Source organism: Wolbachia endosymbiont of Drosophila ananassae (assembly GCF_008033215.1).
GTDB classification, from domain to species: Bacteria; Pseudomonadota; Alphaproteobacteria; order Rickettsiales; family Anaplasmataceae; genus Wolbachia; species Wolbachia pipientis.
Genome location: NZ_CP042904.1, coordinates 498953 through 514349, shown reverse-complemented (window position 1 = coordinate 514349; position 15397 = coordinate 498953). Strand labels below are relative to the sequence as shown.

Sequence of the window (15397 nt, the reverse complement as noted above, 5' to 3'; positions counted from 1 at the left end):
ATCTTTTTGAATACGAAGAAAACTGATGAATGAGTATGATATTACGGTTATAGGTAGCGGTCCTGGTGGTTATATAGCGGCAATTAGGGCGGCACAGCTTGGGTTTAAAACTGCAATTGTAGAAAAAGAAAAAAATTTAGGCGGTATATGCTTAAATTGGGGATGTATACCAACAAAATCACTGCTTAGAGCATCTGAGGTTTATAGGCTAATAAAAAGATCAAAAGAGTTTGGTATAGAAGTAAAGGGAGCGAATTTTGATATACAATCAATAGTGAAATATTCAAGAAACGTTGTTGATAAATTGTCAAGCGGTGTTGCTTATTTGATGAAGAAGAATAACATCAAAGTTCATCAGGGCTTTGGTAAACTTGCAGGCAATGGTACTATAAAAGTTGCTGGCGATAAGGAAGAACAAGAAATTGTTTCCAAGCATATCATTTTAGCAACAGGCGTGAGGGCACGGAATCTGCCTGGAATAGAGGCAGATGGAGATTTAATATGGAATGCGCAGCACGCTATGACTCCAGAGAGATTACCAAAATCGCTACTAATTATAGGGTCTGGTGCAATTGGAATAGAATTTGCAAGTTTTTATAGTACTTTGGGTGTTGATGTAACAATCATAGAGATAAAGAGCACTATTTTGCCGCTGGAGGATAAGGACATTTCAGATTTAGCACAAGAAATATTCACAAAACAGGGGATAGAAATATATACAAGCAGTAGCGTAAAAGCTCTTACTAAAAGTAAAGACTCTGCTCAAGTGCTACTAAGTAGTGGTGAGAGCAAAGAATTTGAGAGGGTGATTGTTGCGGTTGGAATTCAAGCAAATATTGAAAATATAGGTTTAGAAAATACAAAAATTAAATTAAGCCCTTCTGGCTTTATTGAAACGAATGAATGGTATGAAACTAGTGAATCAAATGTGTATGCAATAGGTGATGTAGCTGGCCCACCATGTTTAGCACATAAAGCGAGCCATGAAGCCGTGATCTGCATTGAAAAGATTGCTGGTAAAAATGCTCATGCGTTAAAAAAAGAATGCATACCAAATTGCACTTATTCTCATCCACAAATAGCGAGCATCGGCCTTACTGAGGAACAGGCAATAAAAGGTGGGTATGATATAAAAATAGGAAAATTTCACTCTAATTTTAATGGTAAGTCTGTTGCACTCAGTGAAACTGAAGGGTTAGTGAAAACGATTATAGATAAAAAAACCGGAGAAATTCTGGGTAGCCACATGATAGGTGCAGAAGTAACGGAGTTAATTAGCAATTTTGCTCTTGTAAAGCAACTAGAAGGAACAGACTTCGACATAAAATCTACGATTTTTCCTCATCCAACCATTTCAGAGATGATACATGAATCAGTGCTTGCTGCAGATGTTAAATAGTTGAACTAACGTTCCATCGTTTTAGAGTTGTCAATGTCTTGAGTAGTAGTTTGATTAGGCACTTTAGTTTCAATAGATTGATTACCACCAGCATCAGAATTCTGTAACTCTTCTTTCAATCCCTTAGCTGCTTCTTTAACTTCAAGCTTTGCCTTTGGATGAAGATCTTCTGGGCCTTTTCCTTTAGTATCCAAACCTTGTTGTAGATTAGTGCTTTTCATTTTATTATGCTGCTCGTGCTCAGGTAGGTCAACGACCGAATTGAAAAGAATTTTTATTATATTTTTTAGCAGTTCTAAAAAACCTCCGCTTCTGCCTTCTCTTTGTTCTTGAGGTTTATTTTTCTCATTAGGTTCTTTTTTACTATTACTTTTAGGCATTTTTAACTCAACTATCATAACGCTTAATAAAATTCTACGTGCAAATTGTTAAATAACAGTTAACAATCTAGGATTTATTATTTACAGATGGATATTATTTTAGCAACAGGTGGCACAGGTGGGCATATCTTTCCGGCCATAGCTTTAGCAAAAGCACTAAAGACACAAGGATACAATTGCATATTATTCACTGATAAAAAAACAAATAAAAATACCGACATAGAAAGCTACACCTTACCATTACGTAGACCAAGCAGCAACAAATTTAAGTTTTTCCTTTTCTTGATATACAGCTCTATGTTAGCACTGTATCAAGTAAGAAAATTAAAACCAAAATCGGTCATTGGTTTTGGTAGCTATGCTTCTTTTCCAACTCTTCTTGCAGCAAGAGTTCTTTCTATACCTATAATTTTACATGAACAAAACACAGTTTTAGGGAGAGTAAATAGATTCTTTTTCAAGAGTGCAAAATTAATTGCAACCAGCTTTCCGGAGACTAAATATGCAGAGGGCAATAAATGTATTTTTACAGGAAATTTTGTTGATATAAAAGCACAGAGCCATTCTAGCACTGAGAAAATCCTAAATATATTGGTCATAGCAGGCAGCCAAGGTGCAAATTTTTTTGATGATGTAGTAAGCAGCGTAATTTGTGATTTACCTATTAAAATGAAAAAGAAAATTAGAGTGACGCAGCAATGTACGAAGAAAAATGTAAACAAGGTCAAAAGTCTATACAAAAGTGAAAAGATCGATTGTGAATTGAGTGAATTTTTTGATGATATGGAGAATAGACTGGCCAATGCTCACTTGGTAATTAGCAGAGCAGGAGCAACTTCAATAGCAGAGATCACTCTTGCTAGGCGTTCTGCTATATATATTCCTTACCCTTACTCAAAAGATAATCACCAATTTTATAACGCAAAATATATTGAAGACTCGAGAGCAGCTATAATAGTTAAGCAGAATAGTGAAGCAAAAAAAAATCTAACAGAGGTACTATTTGATCTATTAAATAATTCTCAAAAATTGCGTGATATGACCAATAGTACAGAAAAAACAGGGATAAAGAATGGGACTACTGAGTTTGTTAAGGTGATTGTTCACAGGTTTAGTTGATGGCTGCTTGCTTTTTCTTCAAACACGTCCCAAAGATCCTTTTCTAGCGATATATTATACAATTTATTGATATAAACTACTCCCGTGGGTGAAGTTGTGTTAATTTCGAGCAGGAAGTCATCTATAATATCAATACCAACAAATATTAGCCCTCTTTTCTTTAATTCAGGACCAATTTTGTTACATATTTCATTGTTTCTATCGTTCATTTGAGCGGGCTCAAAACTTGCTCCAAGTCGCATGTTTGTTCTGATCTCTCCACTGATTTTTGGAATTCGTTTCATTACACCAATTGGTTGGCCATAAAGTAGCAATATTCTTTTATCTTTATCTATGTTTTTACAAAATGATTGTGCAATCACAGGGCATTCGTATTTTGCTATCATGAGATCCACTACTACTTGAATACTATTCTCATCTTGTATTCTTATCACATCGTTTCCTCCATAACTATACAATGGCTTCAGAATAATATCTTGATAGTTGTAGTAGAAATCTCTAATCATTGATATATTTTCAGTAATCAAAGTTGGCGGAATTAGCTCTGGAAATAATGAAGTTATCAATTTTTCAGGACAATTTCTTATTTCTGTTGGATTGTTAATTACCAATGCGCTGGTTTTTTCTAAGATATATGTTGTTGTAATATAACGCATATCAAAGGGTGGATCCTGTCTGATAAATATGATGTCCATTTCATTCAAGTTGATTGCTACATCCTCTTTAGAGATAAAACTAAAATCATCAACGCTGACTTTCTGAGCCAGAGCAATTGGATGGTTTAGCTTTAGTGCTAAATTGTTAGGAGCATAGACAAAAACTTCGTGCTTCCTCCTTTGTGCTTCCTTTATTAGCACGAATGTAGTGTCAGTTTCAAAATTTATATTTTCATCCATCTGAAAGGCAACTTTCATTTATGTTCTCTACCTATTGTCACAATTGTACAAATGTTATAATTTGAAAGCGATTTTTGCCTAATGGCGTAACTTACTGTACCTATATCGTACATAACTTACAACTTGTTTTACTCCCTTTACTTTTCTTGCAATTGCTATTACAGCTTTTAATTCCGCTTTATTTTGGGCTATACCCATCAAATAAACAACTCTATCAACCGTATTAACGCTATAATTAATTGACTTAATATTTCTTTTTCCCAGGAGTCTTGTTCTTATTTCCGCTGTTATCATGCCATCTACAGTGGTGTCTAGCATGGAAGCCATTTGAATTGGTATTACTCTTATTTCATTTATCACTTCTTTAATTTCTTTTTGCTGCCAAGCTATTTTTTCTGCTGTAAGTTGTTTTTCAGGAGTGTCAACACTTCCAATGAGCAATACTCTTCCTTCACTTACTTTAACCTTTATGGATGAAAATAGCCCATGTTTTAAGAGCCCCTTATTAATTCTGATGACCATAGTCGTATCATCAATGATATTTCCCAAGGATTTGTCCTGCATTGTTATTGCTGTTGCTGTCGCTGTAGCCACCACACCACCTATTATAAGGGTTGTGCAACCACTTTGTGTAATCAAAAAAATTGCGAGTAAGAAGCTTGTTATTAATCTCATTATTGATTTTCAGGGTTTAGAGCTTTCATTAAGAAATGTTAATAAGCTTTTTTGATTGTGTAAATACCATAAATTAAGTAAGACTTTAAACCTTGAATATTTTTAATGGAATACCTATAATAGGGTACTGAAAATTTCTTGCGGATATGGCGGAATTGGTAGACGTGCCAGGTTTAGGTCCTGGTGAGCTTGCTCGTGGGGGTTCAAGTCCCTCTATCCGCACTTTAAAGTCATGTAACTTAGGTTTTAAGGGAAAATTTATAATCACTAAATACACTTTTGTTTGTGTAAAAACCTGTTCTTAAGGATTGTGTTTAACTTAAATTCTGGTAAAATGACTCTATTAAGATATGAATTAAAATGTTAATAAATGAATTATGATGTCTAATAATATACCTCAAAATACAGTCGAAGTAAGTAGCGTATATACCTACAAAGAGCTTAGTATAGATAAACTAAAGTATGAGTATGAAATCACAGTTGGTAGTGATTATATAAAACAAAAGGTAAATTCCAGGTTGCAAGAGATAGCAGAAAATGCAAAATCACCTGGATTTAGGGCTGGAAAGATGCCCTATGACCTTGTTGTTGCAAATTATAAAAACGAGGCTTTGGAATATGTGATAAATAATACAATTGATTATTGCTCAAGTGATTTGATGAAAAAAATTGAAGTCAAGTCTCACATTTATCCTAAGGTTGATGTTATATCATTACCAGATCTGGGCAAAGAAAATGAGGAGGGCAATTTTGTATACAAGCTATCTTTTGAGTCGATGCCTGAAGTACCGATGATAGATCTTGACAAAATAAACTTAAAGAAAATTGAAGCAAAGATTGAAGAGGAAGATATAAAAGAATTTATTGATTCTATCAAAACAAAGTTCCCCAATTTTGCCTCTGTTGATGATGCTTCTTATCAAGCGAAAGATGGGGATAAATTGATAATTGATTTTGAAGGGCGGATTAGGAATAAGCTCTTTCAAGGTGGAAGTAGCAAAAATTTTGCCGTTAATTTAGGGTCTGGCACATTTATTAATGGTTTTGAAGATCAATTAACTGGTATGAAAAAGGGAGAAACAAAGAACTTTAAGTTGAAATTTCCTGAAAATTACCAAGCCATTTCCCTTGCAGGACAGGAAGCTGATTTTTCTGTGCGAGTTAATGAGATTCAAATTGCCAAAGATTTTGAAAATGATGATGAAATAGCTAAGAGTATTGGGTTTAAAGATTATTCTTTGCTAATAAATCATGCAAAAAAAATGATTGGTGATCAGTGCACCGAAATGAGAAATCTCTTAATTAAAAAGGAGCTGTTTGATTATTTGGATGCTAACTATAGTTTTGATTTACCCACAGACATAGTAAAACAAGAGCAACAAAGAATGGAAGGAGAATTGGGTGCTCAAAATGATTCTCGTAAAGAAGCTGAAAAACGTGTAAAGCTTGCTATGTTATTTATGAAATTTAGTGCAGAACATAAAATATCATTAACTCAAAATGATGTTTTGAGTGTTATTGTAAATCAATATGTCAGTAAAGATGTGCAATTTGACAGAGTACTTAAGCATTTTGAATCAAATAAACAATTTCAAGAATTAGTTAGAGGGCAAGCGCTTGAGTATAAAGTGACAGATTATATAATAGAAAAAGTTAGTAAAGAAGAGCAGATTATTTCTGTGAAAGAATTAAAGGAATTATTTGATAATATTTAGTAGGAAAAGGTATGACTCTTATACCAATTGTAGTTGAACAAACTAGTCGCGGTGAGCGCGCTTATGACATATATTCAAGACTAGTGAAAGAAAGAATAATTTTTGTAACAGGTCCTATTGAGGACAACATGGCCAGTGTAATAGTAGCACAGCTTTTATTTTTAGAATCGGAAAATCCCGATAAAGACATTTGTATGTACATCAACTCACCAGGTGGTGTTGTAACTGCTGGTTTGTCGATCTACGATACAATGCAATATATAAACCCAGACGTTTCAACTTTATGTATAGGTCAAGCTGCGTCTATGGGTTCTTTATTGCTTGCAGCTGGTACAAAAGGTAAGCGCTACTCTCTACCTCATTCAAGAATTATGATACATCAGCCATCTGGTGGTTATCATGGTCAAGCAACTGATATAGAAATACATGCTAATGAAATTTTGCGGGTTAAGAAAAAACTAAATCAAATTTATGAAAAACATACTGGAAATTCACTGAAGAAAATTGAAGGAATGATGGAAAGAGATAAATTCATGGATCCTGAAGAAGCAAGGAAAATTGGCTTAATTGACAGGGTGATAGCTGAGCGTACAGATATTGAAATTGAAAATATTAAAGTTAAACAAAAGGTGGGTTAATGGATAACAATAATGATTTACACTACTGTTCTTTTTGCAACAAGGCGCAAGATGAAGTAGATAAATTGATTACTAACTCTTCGGATGGTTTAAAGGTGTTTATTTGTAATGAGTGCATAGAATTATCCCATAAAGCAATAAGTCAAAAGAAAGATAGATCTTTTAATTCAGATCGTATATCTGATATGAAGCTATTACTAAAGAAACCTGAGGATATAAAAAACTTTCTCAGCAAGCATGTTGTAGGTCAAGAACACGCGCAACACGTTTTATCTGTAGCTATGTATAACCATTGTCAATCCATGGTACAATTTCATGCTATAAGTGATATTGAAATCGAGAAGTCAAATATAATGCTTATTGGTCCCACTGGTTCTGGTAAGACTTTGCTAGCCAAAACACTTGCTAAAGTTTCAGATGTGCCATTTGCTATGGCTGATGCGACAACTTTAACTGAGGCAGGTTATGTGGGTGATGATGTAGAAAGCGTGTTGTCGCGTTTATTACAAGCTGCAAATTATGACGTTGTAAAAGCACAGCGTGGTATAGTGTTTATAGATGAAATAGACAAGATTACAAGAAAATCTGAAAGCACTTCAATAACCCGTGACGTTTCAGGTGAAGGGGTCCAGCAAGCTCTGCTTAAGATTATGGAGGGTACAGTTGCTTATGTTCCGCCACAAGGAGGGCGAAAACACCCACAACAAGAGTTTATACAAGTGGATACTAGTAACATACTGTTTATTTGTGGAGGAGCTTTTGAAGGCCTCGATAAAATTATTGAAGCGAGAAAAAAGGGAACGTCAGTTGGCTTTGGAGCAGATATAAGTCAGTCTAAAGAGCAAAAGAAAAAGAATGCTTTACATGATGTTCAACCTGAAGATTTAATCAAATTCGGTTTAATACCCGAATTTGTAGGGCGGGTTCCAATAACTGCTGTTTTAGATGAGCTGGATCATGAAGATTTAATACATGTGTTGACAGAGCCAAGGAATGCACTAATAAAACAGTACAAAGCATTGCTTGCGTTTAGCAAAGTAAACCTTGAGTTTTCAGATGAAGCAATATCAGCTATTGCTAAAAAGGCTATAAGCTACAAAACAGGTGCAAGAATGTTACGTGCTATCTTGGAGTCACTTTTGCTTGACATTATGTATACATCTGGAAACGGAGGCTTTGAAGGTAGCACTATAGTAATCACTAAGAAAATGGTAGAATTAGGAAAAGCAACGGTTAATCATAATAACAATGGCAATGTTATAACGGTTAATGATTAATTTGAGGCATATATTATGAACATTGAACGTGCTGTAAGCTCTAGTTTTACTGCATTGCCAGTATTACCTTTAAGAGATGTAGTAATTTTTCCAAATATAATGGTGCCTTTATTCATAGGCAGAGAAAAATCTGTTAATGCACTAGAGTATGCAATAAGTAGTAGTAATCACCAAAATGAGATTTTTCTTGTAGCACAGAAAGATGGCTCTGTTGATAATCCAGAGCCTGAAGATCTTTATGAAGTAGGTGTGTTAGCAAGCATTGTACAACCGTTAATAAAATTACCTGACAATGCAGTAAAAGTTATAATCCGGGGGATAAGAAGGGGAAGAGTTGTAGAATATATTAGCTCTCATACTTTATTACAAGCCAGGGTAGAGTTAGACAATTATTATAAAGAAGATGAAGACAATATTGATTTAGAAGCTTTAAGGCGGTCTGTTGTAGACGCGTTCGATAGCTGGTGTAAGCTAAACAAGAAAAATCAACCCGAGGTTGCCATTAACTCCATTGATCAAATCAAAGAAGTTGATCAACTTGTAGACACGGTAGCTTCACATTTAAATATAAAAGTATCAGATAAACAAAGTATACTTGAGGCTTATGACCCAGAAGAGCGTTTAAAAAAAGCTTTTGCTTTTATTGAGAGAGAAATGAGTATTTTGAACGCACAAAACCGTTTATATAAGACAATTAAATCGCAAGTTGAAAGCACTCAGAAAGTTTACTACCTTAACGAGCAATTGAAAGCTATACAGAAAGAATTAGGCGAATTTGAGAATGGTGATGAAGGGAATATACTCAATGAATTTGAAAAAAAGATAAATGAAACAAAGCTTTCTCAGGAAGCAAGAGAGAAAGCTATAACTGATTTGAAGAGATACAAGAAAATGAATCCCATTTCTCCTGAAGCTACAGTTATATCTAGTTACTTGCATTGGTTGCTTGAGTTGCCATGGGGAAAGTACAAAGATGCAAAAATTAACTTAAATGCAGCTAAGAAAATCTTAGATGAAAATCATTATGGCATAGAGAAAGTAAAAGATAGAATAATAGAATTTTTAGCGGTATTAAAAAGAGTAAAAGAGATAAAAGGTCCTATACTTTGCTTAGTTGGACCGCCAGGTGTTGGTAAAACTTCTTTAGCTAAGTCTATGGCAAGAGCAGTAGGAAGAGATTTTGTTCGCATAGCTCTTGGTGGTGTGCGTGATGAGTCTGAGATACGAGGGCATAGGAAAACTTATATTGGCTCAATGCCTGGTAAAATCATTCAACACATGAAAAAAGCTAATTCATGCAACCCGCTTTTTCTGCTTGATGAAATAGATAAGATGGGTTCTGATTCGCGTGGCGATCCTGCATCTGCATTACTTGAGGTTTTAGATACTGAGCACAATAAACACTTTACGGATCATTACTTGGAAGTTGAGTTTGATCTTTCAAGTGTAATGTTTGTAGCTACGGCAAACAGCTTAAATTTACCACATCCTTTGCGTGATAGGATGGAAATTATACAATTGTCTGGTTATACTGAAGATGAAAAAATCAGTATTGCTACACACCACCTTATTCCGAAGTTAAAGAAGGAGCATGGTTTGTATCAGAAGGAATGGGACATAACTAATGAGGCGTTATACGAGTTGATACGTTTATATACACGTGAAAGTGGTGTGCGGAGTATGGAAAGGGAGCTTGCAAAGCTCATGAGAAAGGCAGTTAAAGAAATATTGACTGATAAAAATAAGAAAATATCCGTAGGGGTTGACAATTTACAAGATTATTTAGGGGTACGTAAATATACCTTTGGCATTGCGGAAAATGAGAGTTTAGTAGGAATAGTAACTGGGCTCGCCTATACTGAAACAGGTGGTGATATTTTGATGATAGAATCAGTCCTAATTCCGGGCAAGGGAGAAATAAAATACACAGGAAAGCTTGGAGAGGTTATGCAAGAATCTATAAAAGCTGCGTATAGTTATATTCGATCGAATTGTTTATTTTTTGGTATAAAGCCCGAAAAATTCCAAAATAATGATATACATTTGCATGTACCTGAGGGTGCTGTACCAAAAGATGGCCCTTCTGCTGGCGGCGCGGTATGTACGTCTATTGTTTCTCTTATGACGAATATACCAGTTAACAAAAATGTTGCTATGACAGGCGAAGTGACATTGCGTGGTAGAGTTTTAGCTATTGGGGGCTTAAGAGAAAAATTGCTTGCAGCGCTCAGAGGATCAATCAAAACTGTGATTATACCAAGTGAAAATGAGAAAGATATGCAAGAGATTCCGGCAAGCATCAAAGAGGGGATCAACGTAGTTTTTGCTAAGAATATTGATGAAGTTATGAAAGTTGCTTTAATGCACCCTACTACTCCAATTGATGGTGATGATAATCAAAATAGTGTGCCTTCCTCTATAGAAAATAAAGATGATACTTTTCCTATGTCGGAAACATTGAAGCATTAGATTAAGAAAATATTATACAATCTCCACTTCTTTTTTATCCGGCAAAAACCCACCAACTTGCGCATTCCATAGGGTCTTATACATTCCGTTTTTATCAAGAAGTTCCTGATGCGTGCCATCTTCTAAAATCTTACCTTGATCAAACACTAAAATGCGATCCATATGCAAAAGCGTAGATAGGCGGTGGGCTATTACTATTGTAGTTTTATCTTGCATCAACTCCCATAGAGATTCTTGAATATTACTTTCAGTCACAGAATCAAGCTGTGAAGTTGCTTCATCCAGAATTAATATAGGAGCATTTTTTAAGATAGCTCTGGCAATTGCGATACGTTGCCTTTGTCCACCAGAAAGTTTCACACCTCTTTCACCAACGAGTGAATCATAACCTTGGGGTAATTTTGAAATAAACTCATGAACATGTGCTTTTTTTGCCGCTTCAATTACTTCATCATCGCTAGCATTTGTTTTTCCATAGCGAATATTCTCCATCAAAGTCCTATGAAAAAGCGATGGATCTTGTGGGATCATTGCGATTTTTGCACGCAAAGAATCCTGCGTAACATTACAAATATCTTGATCATCTATGAGAATTGCACCATCAGTTACATCGTAAAGCCTTAATATCAGGTTCACAAAAGTAGATTTACCACCACCTGAATAGCCAACAAGTCCTACCTTCTGTCCAGCTTTGATAGCGATTGATTTATTCTGGAAAAGAGGTTCGGTACCATCGTAATGGAATTTGACATTATTAAAAGTGATTTGCCCACTATTACATTTGAGAGAAACTGCATCAAGTTTATCCTGAATTTCGCAATGTATCATTAATGAAATTAAACTTTGCTTACATCTACCGACTGCTTTATTGAATTCATCGACCTCTGACATGGTGAACCACATCATATGTCCTGTTTCCATCGATAAACCTAATATTAAAGCAAAATCACCTATAGCCACTAAGTTTTTGCTGTAAAGATAAATTAGAAAACAAGCAGAAGAAGCCATCATAATGGCTATTAATCCTCCTTGTATGGAGTGCATGATAAATGAGTAAAAATGGGTTGCTGTATACGCTTTTTGCTGATTACACAAAAATGGAATCATTCTTGAATTTTCATAAGACTTTCTAGAAAAATTTCTGACATTACTTTGATTAGATAGAGAATCAACCAGCTCACCTATCACTATCGATTCTTCTTTAGCTTGAACATCAGACAGCGAAATAAGCTTTCGTGACATCATAATGCTTGCACTTGCAAAGAATATGAACCAGACAACCAATATGAAATAAAATATAGAATTTACAGAGTAAGCAGCTATAAAAGCAGCCAACAACAATGAAGCTCCTCTTAAGAAATTCGGTGCAACTCTGCTTATCAGAATTTCAATTCCATCTGCTAGATTAGTAATTTGTCTTGAAATTTTTCCTGATAAATTATCCTGATAAAATTTATTAGATTTTCCGAGTACATGATCCATCACTTTTCCAATGACACTATTAATAACAACAGGAATAAATCTACAGCGTATATAACCAATTCCTCTCCAAGTGAAATTATCAAATACGATAAAATTCACGACAATCAGGCTTGATGGTAATATTAAAATTGAAATATCTCCATTCTGCACATGTGGTAGAAGGTTGATGATGTTCTTAATCAGTATGCTGTTCAACGGTCCCCAAAATCCCGCAAAGATTGCAAGGGAAACAAAAATCGAGACCGATAATTTGTATGGTTTCAAAAAATGCCAGATGAAAGAATATAAAGTTTTAGGTAGCTGATGATTCATTTGAACACTCAATTTCTTCACCTTCCTTTCTATCTGGCAAAAACCCACCAACTTGCGCATCCCATAAGGATATGACTTGCTTTGTTGTTATGTCATTCATATTTTTTACTTATTCTATCTCCCAGTTTAATTCAAGTAGATGATAACAATCATATTATAATAGTCCTTTTCATGGAAACCTTTTCTGGTAGATTGCTTTCTAGAAAAACATTGGTCAAGATGCTAACTGTGGTTTATAATAATATAAATTATATCATAGTTGATTTGCATTTATCAGAGCTGAGGTATGTTTTATCTTACAAATTTTTTGCCTATTTTACTGTTCCTCTTTCTTTTTGTAGGAAGTGGTATATATTTTACTATTCTTGGCGTGTCAAATGCTTTTTATCAGTTATCTCCACTGGTAGCCATTGTTCCTGCCATAGCTCTGGGTTGGGTTTTATACAAGGGCAATACTGAAGAAAAAATGTATGCCTTTCTAGATGGGGTAAGAGATCGTAATATTATCACTATGTGCATCATTTTTTTACTTGCAGGTGCATTCAGTGAAGTAACTAAAGCAATCGGTAGTGCTGATGCCACAGTTAATTTGGCTCTTTCATTTATACCAACACAATTTTTACTCATAGGATTATTTTTTGTAGCAGCTTTCATCTCCACTGCTATTGGTACATCAATGGGCACCATTGCAACAATTGCTCCTATTGCAGTTGAACTGACACAAGCTGGGATTTCTCCTTCCTTAGGAGTTGCAACTGTTGTAGGAGGAGCAATGTTTGGCGACAATTTATCTATTATCTCTGATACTACAATTGCATCTGTGATGTCTCAAAAGGCTGATATAAAGAAAAAATTAAAACTGAATGCAAAAGTGGCACTAATTGCTTCTATATTCACAATAATTATATTATTTTATAGCTCAAGCAATAGTGCTGCTATTTCAGTTAAGGAGTATTCTTTATTGCTTGTGGCTCCTTACATCATACTTATATTGCTTGCAAACTTTGGAATCAATGTATTTACGGCATTGGTTTTAAGCATAACTTTTGCTGGAATCATTGGATTTATAAATAACAACAATTATGGGTTATTGTTTTTAAGCCAAAACATCACCAAAGGGTTTATGAGTATGCATGAAATTATGCTACTGTCATTGATGGTTGGCGGACTTTCAGGACTGGTAGGTAAAAATTCTAAGGAGTTTGCAGATAAACTTTCATCTTGGGTTATGATACAACGTGGTGGACAAAAAACTGCGCAGTTATTTATTGCAAAAATAGTCAGTATATTTGATATTTTACTTGCAAATAACACCATCGCTATAATTTTTAGTGGTGAAATTGCTAGAGATATTGCTAAGAAATATGAAATACCGCCTCACTATAGTGCAGCATGGCTAGGCATATTTTCTTGTGTATTTCAAGGATTAATACCGTATGGCGCTCAATTGCTTTTGGCTAGCACTATTGCTGGAGTTTCACCTTTGGCAGTCGTGCCACACGTATACTATTGCTATGTTTTAGGTATTATTGCAGTGTTATATATTGTATTGAACAAAATTGAGAAAAAAGATTGTGCTTAATATACAAGACAACGCTCCGCTCTGTAGAAAATGGATGTTCTTAGCAGTATGTGCCCTTGCTTGCTCTGGGTTACTGTCAATAATTGTTATTTTTCTACGATTGCCTTTTATCTCCTCTCTCGTTCCTTCTGCACAATATATTTTTGATAATGCGCTGGTAATACACGTGAACTTGTCAATTTTAGTGTGGATGTGCTCTATAATATCTCTGCTCTTTATCATAAACCTACAAAATACCAATAGTTGGTTTAACTTTTCATGGGTTCTATCAACCCTTTCGATGCTGCTCATATTTATATCCGCATTCGTTCCAAACACTGAAGTTATCAAAAGTAACTATATTCCCGTATTACAAAACAAATTATTTTTACTTGGACTCAGTTTATTTATTGCCAGTATATTAGTAAATACAATGCTAGCATACACATCAAAAAAAGAGGTTTCATTTCTCTCTGTTGGGCAAATTGGGCTAGTTATTATACTTGTATCGTCATTTCTTTGCTTTGTTTTAGCATATAATAATATGCCTCCAGGTCTATATCACTCAGATAATAATTTATTTTACGAATATCTCTTTTGGGGAGGCGGACATTTATTGCAGTTTGCTTTTACTCAAGGAATGTTTTTAGTCTATTTAATGATCAGTGATGTTAGTTTAGCTTCAAGCAATAAAATTACTATTTTACCACTATTTATAAACACGATTTTAGCTGTAGGCGCACCGTTTGTATATTTTGTTTATCCAGTTGATAGTGCCAAGTTAATACAGTTTTTTACTTGGCATATGAGGATTGCTGGAGCAGTTTTGCCGTGCTTTTTGATAATATTAGTGTGCTGCAACATCAGAACTTTTATTAATGATAAAAGCAACTATTTATTACATTCATTTTTGTTGTTCACTTATGGAGATGTGCTCGGAGTGTTGACTATTGAAGGTAATGTCACGATTCCCGCTCATTACCATGGTTCTGTAGTTGGGATCACTATAGCTTTTATGAACTTTGTTTATTGGCTGTTACCCAAATTAAACTTTAAAGAGATAAAAAGTTCCATGGTAAGATTACAGATTTATGCCTACAGTATAGGGCATTTTCTCCATATTACTGGCCTTGTTTGGCTTGGTGGATATGGTGCTTTAAGGAAGGTTGCAGATCTGCCAAGTATTTCATCAATGTTAGCACGCACGTGCTTCATTATAGGTGGCGCTATATCAGTTGTTGGTGGAATGTTGTTCGTAATAATTGTGCTTTTACATCTGTTAAAAGGCAAAGCGCGTACCAACTGACCCATAGAAACGAAAAAACTTCCTTGACAAACTCCGCCAGCGCCCTTATCATGAAACTGAAGCTATTTATTTATCTTCTCTGTACAGATTAAATGACAAAAAAACTCACGTATCTGGCGTCCCATGTTTAATTTTTTGCACTATGTGCATCTTATGTCTTTATAAAAT

General features: G+C 34.8%; 12 protein-coding genes and 1 tRNA gene. 9 read left to right on the top strand and 4 right to left on the bottom strand.

Annotated features, from left to right (window positions below; genetic code table 11):
- Positions 1-25 precede the first annotated feature (25 nt).
- Entirely contained in the window at positions 26-1399 is a 1374-nt protein-coding gene (gene lpdA, locus EA652_RS02485) for a dihydrolipoyl dehydrogenase (protein ID WP_007549070.1), read from the top strand.
- Positions 1400-1404: 5 nt separating this feature from the next.
- Here the strand turns inward: lpdA and EA652_RS02480 are convergent, their stop codons facing one another.
- The gene (locus tag EA652_RS02480) at positions 1405-1797 is read right to left on the bottom strand and encodes a hypothetical protein (RefSeq protein ID WP_006279962.1); all 393 of its coding nucleotides are present in this window, start codon (positions 1795-1797) and stop codon (positions 1405-1407) included.
- A 69-nt stretch (positions 1798-1866) separates the two neighbouring features.
- On the opposite strand from EA652_RS02480, the gene murG reads away from it, so the two are divergent.
- Positions 1867-2898 (top strand): undecaprenyldiphospho-muramoylpentapeptide beta-N-acetylglucosaminyltransferase, encoded by a 1032-nt coding sequence (murG, locus tag EA652_RS02475; RefSeq protein WP_007549072.1) that lies wholly within the window; start codon positions 1867-1869, stop codon positions 2896-2898.
- Here murG and gshB read toward each other — a convergent pair.
- Positions 2883-3812: a glutathione synthase gene (gshB, locus tag EA652_RS02470; protein WP_007549071.1), complete on the bottom strand. Its 930-nt coding sequence runs from the start codon at positions 3810-3812 to the stop codon at positions 2883-2885. The two genes, murG and gshB, sit on opposite strands and share 16 nt — an antisense overlap.
- 60 nt (positions 3813-3872) lie before the next feature.
- Positions 3873-4469, bottom strand: coding sequence for a BON domain-containing protein (locus EA652_RS02465; protein ID WP_006279461.1), 597 nt, complete (start codon positions 4467-4469; stop codon positions 3873-3875).
- 140 nt (positions 4470-4609) lie between these two features.
- Here EA652_RS02465 and EA652_RS02460 point away from each other — a divergent pair.
- The 5 genes from EA652_RS02460 (at position 4610) to lon (ending at position 10568) form a co-directional block, all read left to right on the top strand.
- Positions 4610-4691: transfer RNA gene (locus EA652_RS02460), tRNA-Leu, on the top strand.
- Between the two features lie 158 nt (positions 4692-4849).
- Positions 4850-6184, top strand: a complete 1335-nt coding sequence (gene tig, locus EA652_RS02455; RefSeq protein ID WP_041582610.1) for a trigger factor — start codon at positions 4850-4852, stop codon at positions 6182-6184.
- An 11-nt stretch (positions 6185-6195) separates the two neighbouring features.
- Complete coding sequence (clpP, locus tag EA652_RS02450) at positions 6196-6822, top strand: ATP-dependent Clp endopeptidase proteolytic subunit ClpP (protein WP_006280254.1); 627 nt, start codon at positions 6196-6198, stop codon at positions 6820-6822.
- Complete coding sequence (gene clpX, locus EA652_RS02445; RefSeq protein ID WP_006279985.1) at positions 6822-8099, top strand: ATP-dependent Clp protease ATP-binding subunit ClpX; 1278 nt, start codon at positions 6822-6824, stop codon at positions 8097-8099. Before clpP ends, clpX begins: the two co-directional genes overlap by 1 nt.
- Before the next feature lie 15 nt (positions 8100-8114).
- Positions 8115-10568, top strand: a complete 2454-nt coding sequence (gene lon, locus EA652_RS02440; RefSeq protein ID WP_012673169.1) for an endopeptidase La — start codon at positions 8115-8117, stop codon at positions 10566-10568.
- A 12-nt stretch (positions 10569-10580) separates the two neighbouring features.
- Here the strand turns inward: lon and EA652_RS02435 are convergent, their stop codons facing one another.
- Complete coding sequence (locus EA652_RS02435) at positions 10581-12362, bottom strand: ABC transporter ATP-binding protein (RefSeq protein WP_041582609.1); 1782 nt, start codon at positions 12360-12362, stop codon at positions 10581-10583.
- 286 nt (positions 12363-12648) lie between these two features.
- Here EA652_RS02435 and EA652_RS02430 point away from each other — a divergent pair, with 286 nt between their 5' ends.
- Positions 12649-13944, top strand: a complete 1296-nt coding sequence (locus tag EA652_RS02430; protein ID WP_006280323.1) for a Na+/H+ antiporter NhaC family protein — start codon at positions 12649-12651, stop codon at positions 13942-13944.
- 34 nt (positions 13945-13978) lie between these two features.
- On the top strand, positions 13979-15229 hold the full coding sequence (locus EA652_RS02425) for a cbb3-type cytochrome c oxidase subunit I (protein ID WP_006280322.1): 1251 nt from the start codon (positions 13979-13981) through the stop codon (positions 15227-15229).
- The last annotated feature ends 168 nt before the right edge of the window (positions 15230-15397 follow it).